Consider the following 18,437-nt stretch of genomic DNA (forward strand, 5'->3'; position numbering starts at 1 on the left):
AGAAATTCTGAATATGCCCCTGTCACTCGAATCCCTTGAAGTCCTTGACGCCATCGAGCGCAAAGGCAGTTTTGCCGCCGCCGCCCACGAAATGGGCAAGGTGCCCTCCGCGCTGACCTATGTGGTCCGCAAGCTCGAGGAAGACCTCGACGTACTGCTGTTCGACCGCCGCCGCCATCGGGCCGAACTGACGCCGGCGGGCCGCGCCCTGCTGGACGAAGGCCGCCACCTGCTGCACGCCGCGGACGACCTGGCACGGCGCGTCAAGCGCCTGGCCACCGGCTGGGAAGCCAGCCTGAACATCGCCGTGGACGATCTGGTCAATTTCCGGGCCCTGCTGCCCGTGATCCAGGACTTCTACGCCGAGAACACGGCCACCCGGCTGCGCTTTGCCAAGGAAGTGCTGGGCGGCACCTGGGATGCGCTGGTCAGCAACCGGGCCGACCTGATCATCGGCGGCGCGTACGAGATTCCAAGCACCCAGGGCTTCCAGGTGCGGCCGCTGGGCACGATTCCGTTTGTCTTCGCCGTGGCCGCGCATCATCCGCTGGCCACCGAGGAAGGCCCGCTCACCACGATCCAGATTGCCAAGCACCGCATCGTGGCCGTGGGCGATACGTCGCGCAACCTGCCCGCGCGCACCCACGGCGTGCTGGCCGGCCAGGACGTGCTGGTGGTGCCCACCATGCGCGACAAGCTCGAAGCGCAGATCCGCGGCCTGGGCTGCGGCTGGCTGCCCGCGCCGATGGCGCAGCCGCATATCGAAAGCGGCGTCCTGCAGGTGCGCGAAACCGTGGAAGTGCGCGCGCCCGGCAACTTCAAGGTGGCATGGCGCACCAATACGCGCGGCAAGGCGCTGCAATGGTGGTCCAGCAAGCTCGACGATCCCCGCCTGGCGCAGGCGTTGATGCAGCAGGCGCCGCAGCAGCCGGAGTCGTTCGAGTAAGTCCGCCGCACCATGCCGCAACGCTACCGGGGGCGCTTCGCCCCCTCTCCCACCGGCCCGCTGCATCTCGGTTCGCTGGTGACCGCGCTGGCCAGCTGGCTCGACGCGCGCGCCCATGGCGGCGACTGGCTCGTGCGGATCGAGGACATCGACTATCCGCGCTGCGTGAAGGATGCCGACACTGGCATCCTGCGCACGCTCGACGCGCTGGGCCTGCGGCCCGACGAACCGCCGGTCTGGCAAAGCCGCCGCGAGTCGCGCTATGCCGATGCACTGCGGCGGCTGGACGCCGCCGGCAGCCTGTATCCATGCGGCTGCTCGCGCAAGGAAATCGCCGATTCGCTGATCCATGTCCGCGAACGGCACCAGACGCTCGGCTATCCAGGCACCTGCCGCAACGGCCTGCATGGCAAGCTGCCGCGCGCGTGGCGCGTGCGCGTGCCGGACGGCCCTGCGGCCACGATCTGCTTTGACGATCGCTGGCAGCGGCGCCAGTGCCAGAACCTGGAAACGGAGCTTGGGGATTTCGTGCTGCGCCGGGCCGACGGGCTATGGGCGTATCAGCTGGCCGTGGTCGTCGACGACGCCGAACAGGGCATTACACACATCGTGCGCGGCGCCGACCTGCTCGACTCCACGCCCCGCCAGATCCATCTGCAGCATCTGCTGGGCCTGCCCACGCCGTCATATCTGCACGTGCCCGTAGTGGTCAACGCGATGGGCGAAAAACTGAGCAAGCAAAGCGGCGCGCAGGCGCTGGACACGGCCGCGCCGCTGGATGCGCTGCGGCAAGCCGGCGCGCACCTGGGCATCGTGAACGGAGAAGCGTCGGTCACAGCATGGCTGGCGGCGGCCACGGAGCAGTGGGCGGAACAGTGGCTGGAGCGATAGGCGGCGAGTGGGTCGTCGAACCCGATCCGTCCGTCGTCGCCCGGAATGATAACGGCCCGCCAATGCGGGCCGTTTTGCCAGTGAAGCCTTGGCGATCTTACGACTTGCGCGGCGCACCGCCCAGCAGTGCCGCCACCGGGCGCTTGGGCGCCTGACGGCCACGCGTGAGCGCGGCGGCCAGTTGATCTTCCGCCTTTGGCGCAGGCGTGTAGTTGCCCGACGGCTCGTACGGACGCGAGAAGAACGGATCGTCCGACGGACGGAACGCCGGCCGGCCATTGGGTTCGGTACGACGGCGGCGCGGGGCCGATTCGTCGCGCTCGCTGCTGCCACCGGCCGCACCGGCTGCACCACCCGCCGCACCGCCGTTGTCGCGCGCACGGCGCACGTCCGATCGCTGGCGGCGGCGGTCGGATTCTTCCTGGCGCGCACGCTCGCCGGTCGGGTCGAAGCCTTCCAGCGTGCCGCGCGGCACGCTGCGCTTGATCAGCTTCTCGATATCGGCCAGCAGGCGGTCATCGTTGCCCGGCACGTGGATCGACAGCGCGTCGCCGCTGGCACCCGCGCGGCCCGTACGGCCGATCCGGTGGACGTAATCCTCGGCGCTGAACGGCAGGTCGAAGTTGATCACGCACGGCATGGCCGGGATGTCCAGGCCACGCGCGGCCACATCGGTGGCCACCAGCGCATCGATGGTGCCGCTCTTGAAGCCGTCGAGCGTCTGCATGCGCTCGGTCTGGGTCTTGTCGCCATGGATGGCGGCGGCGTTGATGCCTTCGCGCTCCAGGTGGCGTGCCAGCCGCGAGCAGCCGATCTTGCTGTTCACGAACACGATGCACTGCTTCGACTGCTGCTCGTTGGCACGCTGCTTGAGCAGGTGCACCACGGCGGCCTGCTTGTGGCCATCCGGCACGGAATACACCACCTGGCGCACGTTTTCGTTGGTCGAGTTGCTGCGCGCCACTTCGATCGTCACCGGCTGCTTCAGGTAGCTCGACGCCAGCTTCTTGATCTCGGGCGAGAACGTGGCCGAGAACAGCAGCGTCTGGCGTTGCGCCGGCAGCAGGTTGATGATGCGCTGCAGATCGGGCAGGAAGCCCATGTCGAGCATGCGGTCGGCCTCGTCAAGCACCAGCATCTGCACCTGCGACAGGTTCACCGACTTCTGCTGTACGTGATCGAGCAGGCGGCCCGGCGTGGCCACGAGAATTTCCACGCCACGGCGCAGGGCGTCGGTCTGCGGATTCATGTCCACGCCACCGAACACAACGGTGCTGCGCAGGTCGGTGTGCTGGGCGTAGCGCGCCACGTTGTCGTAGACCTGGTCGGCCAGTTCGCGCGTGGGGGTGAGCATCAGCGCGCGCACCGGGTGGCGCGCCGGCGACGCGCTGGCGTTGGCCATCGGCAGCAGGCGCTGGATGATCGGCAGTGCAAAGCCGGCGGTCTTGCCGGTGCCGGTCTGTGCAGCGCCCATGACGTCCTTGCCCAGCAGCACCACCGGAATGGCCTGCGCCTGGATCGGCGTGGGCTTGGTGTAGCCCTGGTCGGACAAGGCACGCAGAATGCGCGCGTCCAGCCCGAAGCTTTCGAACGTCTGCTCTGCGGCTGGGGTCTGGTCTGGGGTGTTGGTCATCGTCATCAATGAGGTGTCGGTGCAGGGCGCGGAGCCGAGGCAACGGACACGCGTCTGGTACGGTTCAACGGGCGGCGCGCGGCGGAAAACGCGCGAAAAGATGAATTGCCCGGAAAATCAAAGACTTGGATTCTACCATCAGAGTCCGGGGGCGCACACCGGGGCGGAAGGGCAGTATCGGTGTTTGACATGTCAATGACATGTCAACAACGCGTCACATTACCGGGCGAGGATATCGCCCCGCCATGTCCACACATTGAGATCCGACGCCTTCCGCCATGACGACCCGCCTGCATTCGCTGCCCCCCGCGCCCCCCTCCGACGCCACCCGCCGCACTTTCCTGCGAACCTCCAGCCGCTTTTTCGGCCTGGGCGCCGGGCTCGCGGCCGGGTTGACAGTATTCGGGCCGCCGGCCCTGGCGGCGCCGGCCGTGGTGACGTCCGGCCGCCCTGACGCGCCGGATGGCATTCAGCTTGGCGATCCGTCGGACGATGGCCTCGTTGTCTGGGCCCGCGCCGGACAACCGTCGCGCATGATCGTCGAATACGCCACCGATCCCGGCTTCCGTAACGCCATGCGTATCGCCGGACCGCTGGCCAGCAGCGAGACCGATTTGACGGCGCGCACCCAGCTGACCGGTCTGTCGCCAGGTCAGTCCTACCACGTGCGGGTGGCGTTCGAGGCACCCGGCCGGCGACGTGCCCATGGCGCCTGGATGGAGGGCAGCTTCCGCACGCGGGCCATGACGGCCGACAAACCGGTCCGTTTTGTGTGGTCGGGCGACACGGTCGGCCAGGGCTGGGGCATCAACCCCGACCTGGGCGGCATGCGCATCTACGAGGCCATGCGCCAACGCAATCCGGACTTCTTCATCCACAGCGGCGACACCATCTACGCCGACAGCCCGATCGCGGCCGAGCAGAAGGCCGAGGACGGCCGTATCTGGCGCAACGTGGTGACCGAGGAAGTCAGCAAGGTGGCCGAAACGCTCAAGGAATTCCGTGGCCGCCATCGCTACAACATGATGGACGTCAATGTGCGCCGCTTCGCCAGCCAGGTGCCGCAGATCTGGCAATGGGACGACCATGAGGTGACCAACAACTGGTCCGACTCGAAGGATCTGTCAGCCGACAACCGCTACAAGGAGAAGGATGTGCGCCTGCTGGTGGCCCGCGGCAGCCGCGCCTTCCTGGAAAACGCGCCGATGCGCTGGCACCGCCAGGGCCTGGCCGAACGCGTGCATCGCAAGATCGCCTACGGCCCCCTGCTCGACGTGTTCGTGCTGGACATGCGCAGCTATCGCGGCCCGAACGGCTACAACCGCGAAACCGCCGAAAGCGCCGGCACCGCGTTCCTGGGCAACGCACAACTGGACTGGCTGATGGCCGAAATGACCGCATCGCAGGCCACGTGGAAGGTGATTGCGGCCGATATGCCGATTGGCCTGGGCGTGCCGGACGGCAAGGACGCCGAAGGCCGCGCCAGATGGGAAGCCATCGCCAACGGCGACGGCCCGGCGCTGGGCCGCGAGCTGGAAACCGCGCGCCTTCTGACCCGCATCAAGCAGGCCGGTCTGAAGAACGTGGTCTGGCTAACGGCGGACGTGCATTACTGCGCCGCGCACCACTATTCGCCCGAGCGCGCCGTGTACAAGGATTTCGATCCGTTCTGGGAATTCGTGGCCGGTCCGCTCAACGCCGGCAGCTTCGGGCCGAATCCGCTCGATAACACGTTCGGGCCGCGCGTGGTCTACCAGAAGGCGCCCACCGCCCAGAACATGTCGCCCTTTGCCGGCTTCCAGTTCTTTGGCGAGGTCAACATCGATCCCGCATCACGCGCGCTGACCGTGGACCTTCGTGATTTGAACGGTGTGTCGCAATTTCAGCAGACGCTGCCGGTGCAGGCCTGAATTGGAAGCTGAAGTTGGAGATTCAACGATGCACGCCTGGCCCGCGCACCCCGCAGCGAGACCAGGCGTGCCTTCTTCACGCTGACATCAGTCGCTCTTGATGTTGTTGTCCTTGATGACCTTGCCCCACTTGGCAAAGTCGTTCTGCATGCGCGCGGCGAGCTGGTCGGACGGCAGGTACGACGCCACCGTGCCGGCGCCCAGCATCTTCTGCTGCACGGTCGGATCGGCCAGTGCGCCCTTGAGCGCGTCGGACAGTTTGGCAACCACGTCCCTCGGCGTGCCGGCCGGCACCAGCAGGCCACCCCACGACGACGCATCGAAGCCCGGGAAGCCCTGCTCGGCCACGGTCTTCACCTCCGGCGCAAACGTGACGCGCTTGCTTGACCCCACCGCGATCGGGCGCAGCTTGCCGGCCTTGATATGCGGCAGCGCGGCGATCATGTCCGAGAACATCATCGGCACCTGGCCGGCCAGCAGGTCGGAAATCGCCGGTGCGCTACCTTTGTACGGCACGTGCTGCACGTCGAAGTGACCCAGGTTCTTCAGCAGTTCGGTCGACAGATGGCCAAAGCTGCCATTGCCGGCGCTGGTGTAGTTCATCTTGCCGGGGGCGGCCTTGGCCTTGGCGATGTACGACTGCAGGTCGGTCACGTCGGGCAGCGACTGCGGATTCACGACCATCACGATCGGCAGCTCGTAGGCGTTACCGACCGGCGTGAAGTCCTTGAAGATGTCGTAGCCCTTGCGCGGCAGCAGGTGCGGCGCCAGCAGCGTGGGCGTGGCCAGCATCACCAGCGTGTAGCCATCGGGGGCCGCCTTGGCCACGGTTTCGGTGCCGATGGTGCCCGAGGCACCGGGACGGTTGTCGATGACGATGGTCTGCTTCAGCGTCTCACCCATCTTCTGGCCGATGATGCGCGCGGCCGTGTCGGTCGGGCCACCCGCCGGGAACGGCACCACCAGGCGAAGCGGCTTGTCCGGGTAGTTCTGCTGCGCCAGCGCGGACGCCGGTGCAAACGGCAGCACGGCTGCCAGGGCCAGCGCGGACAGCGCCAGACGACGGGATTGACGACGGTGTTGCACAGTGCTTCCTCCAATATCGGCCCGGTACAGCGGGCCTCTTTCTCGTAATCGTTCTAGTAGTTTCTTGAATCGCGCTCAGAGCCGCATCGGCCCCGGCTGGAACAGCCGCGCGTCCATCGTGCGCAGGTCGTCGGCCACCGCCACCGGCGTGGCGCACTGGTCGAGCACGTCGCGCTGCAGGTCCACCCCCGGAGCGATTTCCACCAGCGTCAGGCGCGCGTCGCCGCTGGCATCGGCGCGCATCTCGAACACGGCGCGCTCGGTCACGTACAGCACCGGAATGCCCAGCGACGCGACGTACGGGCCATTGAAGCTCAGGTGCGAGACCTCGGGCACGATCTTCCTGACGCGCCCTTCCTTGACGATCTGCAGCGCGCCGTCCGCGGCGCGAACCTCCAGCCCGCCGGCCGTCAGCGTGCCCATGAAGACCACCGCGCGGGCGCTCTGCGTGATGTTGATGAAGCCGCCCACGCCGGCGATCAGCGCGCCCTCGCCTTCGCCGAACTTGCTCACGTTCACGTTGCCGTGGCCATCGAGCTCGGCAAGACCCAGGATGGCCAGGTCGATGCCGCCGCCCTCATAGAAATCGAACTGCGCGGGCTGGTCGACCACGGCCTCGGGATAGGCCGACGCGCCAAAGCTCAGCCCATCGGCCGGCGTGCCACCGATGGGCCCGGCCTCCACGGTCAGCGTGAAGCCGTCGAGTCCGGCCTGGTGTGCCAGCGCGCCCACGGCGGCCGGCATGCCCACACCCAGGTTCACCACGCGCGGCCGGCGCGCGGCCAGTTCCATCACGGCGCGGCGCTGCACGATGGTGCGGGCGTCCAGCGCGGCCGATGGGGCTGGCAGCGATTGCGCTTCCTTCGCCTTCTCGGCGGCATCGGCACGCTCGCCACGCCACGGGCGCACGTAGGCGTCGTTGTACGTCTCGGCAAACGTCATCTGGTGATGCGCGGGCTGCTCGCTGACCACCACGTAATCCACCAGGATGCCGGGCACGTGAATGGCCTGCAGCGTCTCGTGACAGTCGACGATCGACTCCACCTGCGCAATCACGATGCCCCCCGAGTTGTGGGCCGCCTGCGCCATGGCCAGCAGTTCGTGGTGGAACGCTTCGCGATGCGTGCTCAGGTTGCCGCGCGGGTCCGACGCCGTGCAGCGGATCAGCGCGCAATCGATGCGGAAGCTCGGATAGAACAGGTATTCGTCGCCCCGGAAGTCAACCGCTTCGACCCAGTTCGCGGTGCCCGCCGCAATCGCGTCGCGGGCCCGCTGGTTGACGGCGCCGCCGTGGTAGCGCGGGTCCTGCGTCGTGCGCGGATCCACGAACGTGTGCAGGCCGATCTTCGTCAGCACGCCGGGCTTGCCCCCGGCGATGGCGCGATACAGGTGCGTGAGCACGCCCTGCGGCAGGTTGAAGCCTTCGCAATCCTCGTTCATGGCCAGCGTGGCCAGCCGCGTGGCCGAACGCCAGTGCCCGCCGACGATGGCGCGCGTCATGCCGGCATTGCCGAAGTGATTCACCCCGCGTGCGCCACGGTCGCCCTGCCCTGCGGAATAGACCAGGGTCAGGTCGCGCGGCAGGCCATCGCGCAGAAAGCGTTGCTCCAGCGCCTCGGTCACGCCCTCGGCATGGCCGGCGCCGACAAACCCCGCACTGGCCACGGTCCAGCCGGTCTGGACGAGTTCTGCCGCCTGCGCGGTGGTGATCACCTTCATTGCCGTCTCCTGAGTCTTGTTCTGTCGTGGTTTTTACGGATCCACGTTTTGCGAACAAATGTTCGCGAAACACCTATCATACGGATCGGACGGCCGGACGCAAGTCGGGTCTGACCCGCAGAACCCTCATATTTCGATCCGCTTGAACCCGACATGCCGCGCAGCGACACCCAGACCACCGAAGACGCCATCGAGACCCCCAGGAAGGAGGAACTGCTCGACTCCCTGACCAAGGGCCTGGCTTTGCTGCGCCTGTTCGCCAGCGGCAGCGAGCGCCTGACCATGCAGGATGCGGCCGAGCAACTGGACGTGACGCGTGCCGCCGCCCGCCGCCTGCTGCTTACGCTGGCGCACAACGGCTACGTGGCCCAGCAGGGACGCCAGTTCGTGCTGACCCCGAGGGTCATGGATCTGGGCTATGCCTACTTTGCGTCAATGAACCTGCCGCAGCTTGCGCGTCCTTATCTGCAGGCGCTGTGCGCCGAGGCCGGCGAAAGCTGTTCGGTCGGCATGCTGGACCACGAGTCGGTGGTGCTGGTGGCGCGCGAGGAGCCCAGCCAGTTGCTGCGCGTGGACATGGCGATTGGCCGCCGCATGCCGGCCTATGCGCACTCGCTGGGCCGCGTGCTGCTGGCCGGGCTCGATGACGATGCCCTGAGCGCCTACCTGGACCGTGCCGAACTGCGCAAGCTGACACCGTTTACGATCAGCTCCCGTCCGGCTCTGGCGCGCAAGCTGGCGGAAGTGCGCGCCGATGGCTATTGCGCGCTGGTCAGCGAACTGGTCGATGGATTTGCCGGGATCTCGGTGCCGCTCACCGACCAGACCGGCAAGGTGGTGGCCGGCCTGGGCCTGAGCATGGTGCTGGGCAGCCGCGACCAGGCCTATCTGGAACGGCACTACCTGCCGCCGCTGCGCCACGCGGCGGCGCAGATCGAGGCCATCCTGAAGGCGCGATAAGTGCCCGTTGGCCCCAGAAGGAAAAAGCCCCGCTGGCCGGGGAGGTCGCGGGGCAGAAGTGGTAGCGGGGCAAGGATCCTGTCGCCCCGCCGCGTATCGTGATGCAAGGCGACTGGCGCCACATCACCCGTTTGTGGGGCATTTGGTGGGGTATCGCACGGCCAGCGTACGATTCCACACGACTTGATCCGTCAATACATCACATTCGCGCTCAGGCGTGCGGCAAGGCGCGGAAAGCGGGCAACGTCTCGGCCGCCGCAGTAAATGCGGCCAGCGCAGGATGCGACGCCGGCTCGACCCTGCCCGGCAGCAAGGCCTGCGTAAACGTCCACACCACCGCCGCCGTCAGGCCGGCCTGATCGAGGTCCTGCTCGACCGCAGGCAGCGGCACCGATTTCATCTCCGCTTCGAGCAGCGCGAAGGCGCTGGCGCACTGGCCATCCACCCGCTGCACCCACGGCTGATGCACTTTCTCGCTGGGGCGGAGGTTGTGCTCGTAGACATGCTGCACCGCCTTCTCGCACGCTGCGAGCGCCAGACCGACGATGCGCAGCGCGCGCTGGCGCGCGGCGAGGTCTGCCGGCATCAGGCTGCGGCCGGCCAGCGCCTCGGCGTAGTCGATGATCAGCGTCGAATCCATCAGCACCACGTCGTTGTCGCACACCAGGCTTGGGGCCTTGACCACGGGATTGATCTCGCGAAACTGCTCGAAGGTGCGAAACACCGACACCTGCTCCAGCGCATAAGGCAAACCCAGCAGCCGCAGCGTGATCGCGGTGCGGCGCACATAGGGGGAATCGAGCATGCCGATCAGTCTCATTTGGGCTCCAGTTTCAAGACGGACGAGGGGGAAGCGGGAGCCATACGATAGCGCAACCATGTCGCGCCCGTCGCTGTGTGATGGAATGACCATTTCAATCATTTTTATGATCGAACTGGTCAAAATCGATCGATTGGCCTACACTTCGCCCCACGTTTGATCGATCCGATCAAACGACTGCGCAAAACACACAGTGGCCGCACCCCACGCGGCAGGAGACGACGATGCAGATTCATATCAAGCGCGCCATCGAGCGCGTGCCGGGCGGCATGATGATCGTGCCATTGCTGATCGGTTCGCTGGTTGCAACGTTTGCCCCCGATGGTCCGAAGTTCTTCGGGTCGTTCACCAACGCCCTGTTCACCGGCGCGCTGCCCATCCTGGCCGTGTTCTACGTCTGCATGGGCGCCAGCATCAGCGTCAAGGCCACGCCCTACATCGTCAAGAAGGGCGGCGTGCTGTTTGCCACCAAGGTGGGCACGGCCATCGTGCTGGGCGTGATCCTGGGCCACTTCCTGGGCGAGGCGCCGATCAGCGCCGGCATGTTCGCCGGCCTGTCCACGCTGGCCGTGGTGGCGGCGATGAATGACACCAACGGCGGCCTGTACATGGCGCTGATGGGCCAGTACGGCAAGCCCGAGGACGTGGGCGCCTACACGATCATGTCGCTCGAATCGGGGCCGTTCCTGACCATGGTCACGCTGGGCGTGGCGGGCCTGTCGGCCTTCCCGTGGCCGACGCTGGTCGGCAGCATCCTGCCGCTGATGCTGGGCATGATCCTGGGCAACCTGGACCGCGAGATGCGCGAATTCCTGAGCAAGGCCGTACCCGTGATGATTCCGTTCTTCGCACTGGCGCTGGGCGCCGGCCTGGACCTGCACAAGGTATGGCAGGCCGGCATGCTGGGTCTGGGGCTGGGTGTTGCCGTGGTCGTGGTGACGGGCTTCACGCTCTATATCGCCGACCGCCTGAGCGGTGGCACCGGCGTGGCGGGCGTTGCCGCCGCCAGCACCGCCGGCAACGCGGCAGCCGTGCCCACCCTGGTGGCGGCGGCCAACCCGGCCTACACCGAGGCCGCCAAGCACGCCACGATCCTGGTAGCCGCCTGTGTGGTGGTGACTTCCGTGCTGACCCCGCTGCTGACCGCCTTCGTGGCGCGTCGCGTGGCACGGCGGACAAACGCCACCATGGCCAGGACCGCCGCATGAGCTGGCTCATCATCGCCGACGACCTGTCCGGCGCGGCAGACTGTGCGATCGGCTTCGCCGCGCATGGCGCGCGCACGGTGGTGACGCTGGATGCAGCGGCCGCCGTGGAAGTCGGCGGTGCCGATGTGGTCGCCGCCGACGTCGACAGCCGCCGCCTGGCACCTGCCGACGCCGCCGCGCGCAACCTCGAAGCCTGGCGCTGCGGCACGGCCGCACACCGGCGGCTCTACAAGAAGATCGATTCGACCCTGCGCGGCAACTGGGCCGCCGAAACGGCCGCGCTGCAGCCGGTGGCCGGCCTGGCCATCGTCGCCCCGGCCTTTCCGGCCATGGGCCGCGTCACGCGCGATGGCCGGATGTTCGTGAACGGCCAGCCGCTTGAAAGCACCGACATCTGGCACCTGGAAGGCCTGACCGGCCCCGCCGACATGGTGGCGCTGCTCGAAGCCCAGGGCCTGCGCGCCGCGCGCATTTCGCTCTACACACTGCGCGCCGGCATGGCCGCCGTGCAGTCTCAACTGGCAGGCTGGCAGGCCGAGGGCTATCAGGCCGTGGTCTGCGATGCCGACATCGACGCCGATCTGCTTACCCTTGCCCAGGCATCGATCGACCTGGCCACGCCGGTGTTCTGGGTGGGCTCGGGCGGTCTGGCACGCGCCCTGTCGGCGGCGGCACCCGTGCGGGGCGTGGAAGCCTCGCCCCCCGCGCCCCGCCACGAAGGCCCGGTGCTGACGCTGGTGGGCAGCATGTCCGGCGTGTCGGGCAGGCAGGCCGCCTATCTTTGCGAACAGGCCGGCATCGACGCGCTGGTGGTGCCGCCGCAGGCGCTGCGCGACGGCGCGTACCACGCGGCATGGACCGCGTCGCAGCAGTCGATTGCCGAATGCCTGATGGCGGGCCGCGACCTGCTGGTCAGCATCGGCCGCGACGACGCGTTCGATCCGGCCGAAGGGCCGCAGCTGTCCACCGCGCTGGCGCAGCTGGTATTGCCCTATTTTGCGCACGTCGGCGGCCTGATCGCCACCGGCGGCGAAACGGCACGTGCGATGCTGGCGGCCGCCGGCATCGGCGCCCTCACGCTGAAGCGCGAGGTGGAAGCCGGCGTGCCGCTATCCGAAACCCTCACGGGCCCCACGCGCCGCATTGCCACCAAGGCGGGCGCGTTCGGCACCGACGCCGCGCTATGGCTTGCCTGGCAAGCCATGCGCCAGGACTGATTTCCCCACCAAACGGGACATGGACAAATGAGCGACTACATTCCGGTTATCGGCATCACGATGGGTGATGCGACGGGCATTGGGCCCGAAGTCATCGTCAAGAGCCTGGCGCACGAGAGCGTCTACGCCCAGTGCCGCCCGCTGGTCATCGGGGACGCGCGCCGGCTGGAGCAGGCCGGCCGCCTGGTCAACTCGACGCTCAAGGTGCGCGCCATCGCCTCGCCCGACGAAGCCCGCTTCGAGATGGGCACGATCGACTGCATCGACCTGGGGCTGATCCCGGAAGACCTGCCGTTCGGCAAGCTGTCGGCCGTGGCCGGCGACGCCGCGTTCCGCTACATCGAGCGCGCCGTGCAACTGACGCAGCAGGAAAAGATCGACGCGATCTGCACCGCGCCGCTGAACAAGGAGGCGCTGCACGCCGGCGGCCACAAGTTCCCGGGCCATACCGAGATGCTGGCGCACCTGACCGGCACGCCCGAGGTGTCGATGATGCTGGTGGCGCCGAAGCTGCGCGTGATCCACGTGACCACCCACATCGGCCTGATGGACGCCATCCGCAAGATCGAGCCGGGCCTGGTCCAGCGCACGATCGACCGCGGCAACACCACGCTCAAGCGCGCCGGCATTGCCGCGCCGCGCATCGGCGTGTGCGGCATCAACCCGCACGCCGGCGAGAACGGCCTGTTCGGCCAGGGCGAGGAAGAGCAGAAGATCATCCCCGCCGTCGAGGCGCTGCGCGCGCAGGGCGTGGATGTGGAAGGCCCGCTGCCGGCCGATACGCTGTTCTTTCGCGCCGGCCGGGGCGATTTCGACCTGGTGGTGGCGATGTACCACGACCAGGGCCACGGCCCGGTGAAGGTGCTGGGCCTGGAAGCCGGCGTGAACATCACCGTCGGCCTGCCGGTCATCCGCACTTCGGTTGACCATGGCACCGCGTTCGACATCGCCGGCAAGGGCATCGCCGACGAGCGCAGCCTGCTGGAAGCCCTGCGCCAGGGCGCGGAGCTGGCCACGCGGCGCGCTTGATTGCCGACTGATTGCCGACTGATCTCGTATGGTCGCCCGGCGCGCATCTGACGGCGCCTGCACTGCTGTAAGATCGGGGATCGATTTTCGATCCCCTTTTTCTTGTCTCGCTCATGAAAGCCGCCGACCGCCGCCGCGCCATCCTCGAACTCGTGCTTGCGGGTGAAGACGCCAACGTCGACCGGCTGACCGCGAGCCTTGGCGTGTCCGAGGCAACCGTGCGCCGCGACCTGACCGCGCTGGCGCGCGAAGGCCGCATCGTGCGCACCTACGGCGGCGCCGCCGCGCTGATGCAGGTGGGCGGCCACGAACCCGAGGCATCGCTGGAGGAACGCAAGGCCCTGCAGCGCGACCAGAAGGAAGCCATCGCCCGCCTGGCGGCAAGTTTCGTGCAGGACGGCGACGCGGTGCTGCTGGACAGCGGCACCACGGCCGCCGCGCTGGCCCGCCTGCTGGCCGCGCGCGAAGACCTGCACGTCTACACCACGAACCTGCTGGCCGTAACCGCGCTGGCGGGCCTGCCCAGAATCCGCGTCACGCTGATCGGCGGCGATGTGCGCCCGTCGAGCATGGGCACGTTCGGGCCGCTGGCGCAGGTGGCGCTGTCACGCATCAGCGTCGACAAGGCATTCCTGGGCGCCGACGGCGTGGTGGCCGGCGTGGGCCTGTGCGAAGCCAGCGCGGAACAAGCCTACCTGAAGGAATGCATCATCCGCCAGGCTGCCGACATCTTCGTGCTGGTCGATTCCACCAAGCTCGGCCGCGCCCGCCAGCAGCACTGGACCCCGCTGGAACGCGCCTGGACGCTGGTCACCGATGCCGACGCCACGCCGGCGCAGCTGGAACCGTTTCACGCGCTCAAGCAGGTCGAGGTGGTGGTAGCCGAGTAGCTCCCATCTGATGCCGCAAGGGCGGCGATGGTTGGGGATGGCGGCGACCGTCATGCACCGAGTCGCGCACGCATGCCGGGGACATCCATCGTGTTCCCGGCGCATCGGCAACCTGCCCGAGAGCCTGGTGCTCTACGACAACCTCAACCGACTGGACACCCTGCGTTTCTGCGCAGCACACCGGCACGGTGGATCGGCGCCGCAGCGCCATGCCCGACCACCGGATGTAGCGGTATCGGCATCCCGCACCCGGAGCAGGGCTAATACGCCCCGCGCGCGCGCGTGCTAACTTGCCCCTTCCCGCCCGTGCATCCCACGCACGCAGGCAAGCCAAGTACGTTAGACGCACGCAATCACCCGATGGAGGCCGTCATGCAAATCGCTTTCCTTGGACTCGGCACGATGGGGCTGCCGATGGCCGCAAACCTGCTCAAGGCCGGCCATTCGGTACGCGCCTGGAACCGCTCGCCGGGCCCCGTCGACCGGCTCGTCGCACAGGGCGCGCACGGCGCCACCACGGCTGCCGACGCCGCCAGGGGGGCCGAGGTGCTGATCACGATGCTGGCCGACGACGACGCCACGCGCGACACCATCCTCGGCGGCGGTGCGCTGGACGCCCTGGCCCGTGGCGCCATCCATATCAACATGGGCACCGTCTCGGTGACGCTGGCGCGCGAACTGGCCGCGCTCCATGCGGCGCGTGGCGTAGCCTACGTCGCGGCGCCGGTACTGGGCCGCGTCAACGTGGCCGAAGCCGGCCAACTGAACATCCTCGCCGCCGGCGACACCCAGGCACTGGCCACCGTGCAGCCGCTGTTCGATGTGCTGGGCCAGAAAACCTGGATCTTTGGCGACAAGCCGGAGCAGGCCAACGCGGTCAAGCTTGGCGTGAATTTCATGATTGGCGCCGCCATTGGCGCCATGAGCGAAGGCGCGGCGCTGGCACAGGGCTACGACGTCGACCCGGCCGCGTTCCTGGACCTGGTCACCGCCACGGTATTCGCCGCCCCGGTCTACAAGATCTACGGCGGTGCGATCGCCGAACAACGCTTCGAGCCCGCCGGCTTCAAGCTGGCGCTGGGCGGCAAGGACGTCAGGCTGGCCCTGGAAGCGGGCGAGCAGGCCAACGTGCCGATGACGCTGGCCAGCACGCTGCGCGACGCGCATATCGAGGCCATCGCGCATGGCGATGGACAGAAGGATTGGGCGGCACTCGCGCTGACAGCGCGGCGGCGGGCGGGACGGGGCTGAACTCACGAAATTCGGCGCCGATTCGGAATTTCGCCAAAAAAAAGGGGTTACGGCATCAACCGTAACCCCTTTGTTTGCAATGGTGGGCCTCCCGTGAGTCGAACACGGCACCAACGGATTATGAGTCCGCTGCTCTAACCAGGCATGAGCTAGAGGCCCTTAGAAGGCGTGATGCTTAGCTGCCTTCCAGGAAGCTCTTCAGCTTGTCGGAGCGGCTCGGGTGGCGCAGCTTGCGCAGTGCCTTGGCCTCGATCTGACGGATACGCTCGCGCGTGACGTCGAACTGCTTGCCCACTTCTTCCAGCGTGTGGTCCGTGCTCATTTCGATGCCGAAACGCATGCGCAGCACCTTGGCTTCGCGCGGCGTCAGGCTGTCCAGCACGTCCTTCACCACGTCGCGCATGGAGCCATGCAGCGCCGCTTCGGCCGGGGCCAGCGTGTTCGTGTCCTCGATGAAGTCGCCCAGATGCGAATCGTCGTCGTCACCGATCGGCGTTTCCATGGAGATCGGTTCCTTCGCGATCTTCATGATCTTGCGGATCTTGTCCTCGGGCATTTCCATCTTCTCGGCCAGCGTCGCCGGATCCGGCTCGTTGCCGGTTTCCTGCAGGATCTGGCGCGAGATCCGGTTCATCTTGTTGATCGTTTCGATCATGTGAACCGGGATACGGATCGTGCGGGCCTGGTCGGCGATCGAGCGCGTGATGGCCTGGCGGATCCACCACGTGGCGTACGTGGAGAACTTGTAGCCGCGACGGTATTCGAACTTGTCCACCGCCTTCATCAGGCCGATGTTGCCTTCCTGGATCAGGTCCAGGAACTGCAGGCCACGGTTCGTGTACTTCTTCGCGATCGAGATCACCAGACGCAGGTTGGCCTCGGTCATTTCGCGCTTGGCTTCGCGGGCGCGCTTCTCGCCTTCGGACATCTTGCGATTGACGTCCTTCAGCTCCTTCAGCGGCAGCACCACGCGGGCCTGCAGGTCGATCAGCTTCTGCTGCAGCTCGTGCACGGCCGGCACGTTACGCTCGACGATCGTGCTGTACGGCTTGTTGTCGGCGACGATGGTCTCGATCCAGTCCAGGTTCGTCTCGTTGCCGGGGAAGCGGGCCACGAAGTCGGCACGCGGCATGCCGCACTTGTCGACCACGATGTTCAGGATGGCACGTTCCAGCTTGCGGACTTCGTCCACCTGGCCGCGCAGCGTGTCGCACAGGCGCTCGACGTTACGCGCGGTGAAGCGGATACCCATCAGCTCGGCCTGGATCGCTTCCTGGGCCTTCACGTACGGCTTCGACTTGTAGCCTTCCTTTTCGAAGGCACGGCGCATCTTGTCGAACTGCTCGGCGATGATCCGGAATTTCTCCAGCGCGGCAAGCTTCAGCTCTTCCAGCTGACGGGCCGATGCGCCGGCGCCGGCACCGTTCTCGTCGTCGTCTTCCTCGTCGCCTTCCTCGTCGTCGCCGTCTTCCGACTCCTCGTCCTCGTCAGCGGAGGCGGCCGCGGCGGCCGGCGAGTTGTCCTGGACTTCCTCGGCGTTCGGATCGATCAGGCCATCGACGAATTCGTCGATCTTCATCTCTTCGTTGGCGATGCGCTCGGCGCTGGCCAGAATTTCCGAGATCGTGACCGGGCAGGCCGAAATGGCCATGACCATGTCCTTCAGGCCGGCTTCGATACGCTTGGCGATCTCGATTTCGCCTTCGCGCGTCAGCAGTTCCACGGTGCCCATTTCGCGCATGTACATGCGGACCGGGTCGGTGGTGCGGCCAAATTCGGAATCGACGGTGGACAGCGCGGCTTCGGCCTCTTCCTCGGCCTCTTCCTCGCTGGTGGCCGACGGGGCGTTGTCGTTCAGCAGCAGCGTCTCGGCGTCCGGCGCCTGTTCGTAGACGGCGATGCCGATGTCGTTCAGCGTGGCGACCAGCGTGTCGATCGTTTCCGAATCGACCATGTCGTCCGGAAGGTGATCGTTGATTTCCGCATAGGTCAGGTAACCGCGCGACTTGCCCAGCTTGATCAGCGCCTTCAGCTTCTGGCGGCGGACCTCGAGTTCTTCCTCGCTGCCGGCCTGGTTGGACGAAGCGAATTCCTTGAGCAGCGCCTTTTCCTTGGCCTTGCGGTCCTTGGCCTTCTGCTTCTCGGTCTTGGGGGCCGCCGCGGGCGTGGAGGCGGGCGCGTCGTTGTCGTAAAACTCTTCAGTCACGTCTTCGATGGTGCTGTCTTCTTGCTGCATCTCGGCCTTGGGCTTGCGGCCACGCTTCTTCGGCTCGGGCTTGACGGCCGGGGCGGCGGGGCGCTCCGATGCAACGGGTGCGGGAGTTGCGGCACGGGCCTTCGGCGCGGCGGCAGCGGCGCCAGCCTTGGCGCTGCTGGTCCGGGTGCCGGCCGTCGTTGCCGCACGCTTGCTCTCGACTTCGGTATTCTGCTGTTTCGCCACGGTGATACTCTTGCCTTTCACTGTTGCAGCGGCATCACTGCCGCTTGTATTGGCGCTGCTGCCGCTCTCGCGTGCCGAAGTCGAGGGCTTTGAATTTTCGGATGTGCGATTCCTGGCGGAAGTGGTTCCGGCGGGCGCTGAAACGCTACGCGCGGACTTTGCTGGCGCAGACCGGGCTGATGTCGTCCTGACTGACGCGGTCGAAGTCTTCGCCGCCGTTGTTTTCACGGACGCCTTGCCGCTCCCTGATTGGGGAGCTTTGGAGGGAGCCTTCTCGGCTGCCCTTTCGGTTGCTTTGGCCTTTGCCATTGGCACGCTCACTTTCGCCAGTACTGGAGAGAGATTTCGCAATCCAAACCGGGCATTGTAGCACGTCGCCAATCCCCGGCTTCCTGTCAGGTGAGGTTTTCACCTGAAAAATCAAGGCTTAAGCGATT

Annotated in this window: 15 protein-coding genes and 1 tRNA gene; 10 read left to right on the forward strand and 6 right to left on the reverse strand. The window is 66.9% G+C overall.

Features of this window, described 5'->3' with window-relative positions:
- Positions 1 to 13: 13 nt before the first annotated feature.
- A complete protein-coding gene (locus tag BLQ58_RS02380; RefSeq protein ID WP_066731515.1) occupies positions 14 to 946 on the forward strand; it encodes a LysR family transcriptional regulator in 933 nt (310 codons plus the stop codon).
- Between the two features lie 12 nt (positions 947 to 958).
- Complete coding sequence (gene gluQRS / locus BLQ58_RS02385; protein ID WP_092594373.1) at positions 959 to 1,837, forward strand: tRNA glutamyl-Q(34) synthetase GluQRS; 879 nt, start codon at positions 959 to 961, stop codon at positions 1,835 to 1,837.
- Between the two features lie 97 nt (positions 1,838 to 1,934).
- Here gluQRS and BLQ58_RS02390 read toward each other — a convergent pair whose 3' ends face one another.
- Positions 1,935 to 3,476: a DEAD/DEAH box helicase gene (locus BLQ58_RS02390; protein WP_092594374.1), complete on the reverse strand. Its 1,542-nt coding sequence runs from the start codon at positions 3,474 to 3,476 to the stop codon at positions 1,935 to 1,937.
- 272 nt (positions 3,477 to 3,748) lie between these two features.
- Between BLQ58_RS02390 and BLQ58_RS02395 the strand changes: the two genes are divergently transcribed.
- A complete protein-coding gene (locus BLQ58_RS02395; protein ID WP_092594375.1) occupies positions 3,749 to 5,380 on the forward strand; it encodes an alkaline phosphatase D family protein in 1,632 nt (543 codons plus the stop codon).
- An 87-nt stretch (positions 5,381 to 5,467) separates the two neighbouring features.
- Here the strand turns inward: BLQ58_RS02395 and BLQ58_RS02400 are convergent, their stop codons facing one another.
- Positions 5,468 to 6,466, reverse strand: a complete 999-nt coding sequence (locus BLQ58_RS02400; protein ID WP_254775782.1) for a Bug family tripartite tricarboxylate transporter substrate binding protein — start codon at positions 6,464 to 6,466, stop codon at positions 5,468 to 5,470.
- A 75-nt stretch (positions 6,467 to 6,541) separates the two neighbouring features.
- Positions 6,542 to 8,185 carry an acyl CoA:acetate/3-ketoacid CoA transferase gene (locus tag BLQ58_RS02405; RefSeq protein WP_092594377.1) on the reverse strand — a complete coding sequence of 548 codons (1,644 nt, stop codon included), beginning with the start codon at positions 8,183 to 8,185 and terminating at the stop codon, positions 6,542 to 6,544.
- Between the two features lie 153 nt (positions 8,186 to 8,338).
- Here BLQ58_RS02405 and BLQ58_RS02410 point away from each other — a divergent pair, with 153 nt between their 5' ends.
- A complete protein-coding gene (locus BLQ58_RS02410) occupies positions 8,339 to 9,145 on the forward strand; it encodes an IclR family transcriptional regulator domain-containing protein (protein ID WP_092594378.1) in 807 nt (268 codons plus the stop codon).
- 211 nt (positions 9,146 to 9,356) lie between these two features.
- Here the strand turns inward: BLQ58_RS02410 and BLQ58_RS02415 are convergent, their stop codons facing one another.
- A complete protein-coding gene (locus BLQ58_RS02415) occupies positions 9,357 to 9,965 on the reverse strand; it encodes a glutathione S-transferase family protein (RefSeq protein WP_092594379.1) in 609 nt (202 codons plus the stop codon).
- Between the two features lie 224 nt (positions 9,966 to 10,189).
- Here BLQ58_RS02415 and BLQ58_RS02420 point away from each other — a divergent pair, with 224 nt between their 5' ends.
- From BLQ58_RS02420 to BLQ58_RS02440, 5 genes are all read left to right on the forward strand, one after another.
- A complete protein-coding gene (locus BLQ58_RS02420; protein ID WP_092594380.1) occupies positions 10,190 to 11,173 on the forward strand; it encodes a 2-keto-3-deoxygluconate permease in 984 nt (327 codons plus the stop codon).
- Positions 11,170 to 12,390 (forward strand): four-carbon acid sugar kinase family protein, encoded by a 1,221-nt coding sequence (locus BLQ58_RS02425; protein WP_092594381.1) that lies wholly within the window; start codon positions 11,170 to 11,172, stop codon positions 12,388 to 12,390. The genes BLQ58_RS02420 and BLQ58_RS02425 overlap by 4 nt, the downstream gene beginning before the upstream one ends.
- Positions 12,391 to 12,417: 27 nt before the next feature.
- Positions 12,418 to 13,419, forward strand: coding sequence for a 4-hydroxythreonine-4-phosphate dehydrogenase PdxA (gene pdxA / locus BLQ58_RS02430; protein ID WP_092594382.1), 1,002 nt, complete (start codon positions 12,418 to 12,420; stop codon positions 13,417 to 13,419).
- A gap of 113 nt (positions 13,420 to 13,532) precedes the next feature.
- Complete coding sequence (locus BLQ58_RS02435) at positions 13,533 to 14,309, forward strand: DeoR/GlpR family DNA-binding transcription regulator (RefSeq protein WP_092594383.1); 777 nt, start codon at positions 13,533 to 13,535, stop codon at positions 14,307 to 14,309.
- Positions 14,310 to 14,681: 372 nt separating this feature from the next.
- Positions 14,682 to 15,560: an NAD(P)-dependent oxidoreductase gene (locus tag BLQ58_RS02440; protein ID WP_092594589.1), complete on the forward strand. Its 879-nt coding sequence runs from the start codon at positions 14,682 to 14,684 to the stop codon at positions 15,558 to 15,560.
- An 80-nt stretch (positions 15,561 to 15,640) separates the two neighbouring features.
- Here BLQ58_RS02440 and BLQ58_RS02445 read toward each other — a convergent pair.
- Positions 15,641 to 15,719, reverse strand: a tRNA-Ile gene (locus BLQ58_RS02445).
- A 16-nt stretch (positions 15,720 to 15,735) separates the two neighbouring features.
- Positions 15,736 to 18,021 carry an RNA polymerase sigma factor RpoD gene (gene rpoD / locus BLQ58_RS02450; RefSeq protein WP_175459819.1) on the reverse strand — a complete coding sequence of 762 codons (2,286 nt, stop codon included), beginning with the start codon at positions 18,019 to 18,021 and terminating at the stop codon, positions 15,736 to 15,738.
- On the opposite strand from rpoD, the gene BLQ58_RS29035 reads away from it, so the two are divergent.
- Positions 18,011 to 18,370 carry a hypothetical protein gene (locus tag BLQ58_RS29035; protein WP_254775783.1) on the forward strand — a complete coding sequence of 120 codons (360 nt, stop codon included), beginning with the start codon at positions 18,011 to 18,013 and terminating at the stop codon, positions 18,368 to 18,370. The two genes, rpoD and BLQ58_RS29035, sit on opposite strands and share 11 nt — an antisense overlap.
- Positions 18,371 to 18,437 lie beyond the last annotated feature (67 nt).

The organism is Ralstonia sp. 25mfcol4.1 (genome assembly GCF_900104095.1).
GTDB lineage: Bacteria > Pseudomonadota > Gammaproteobacteria > Burkholderiales > Burkholderiaceae > Cupriavidus.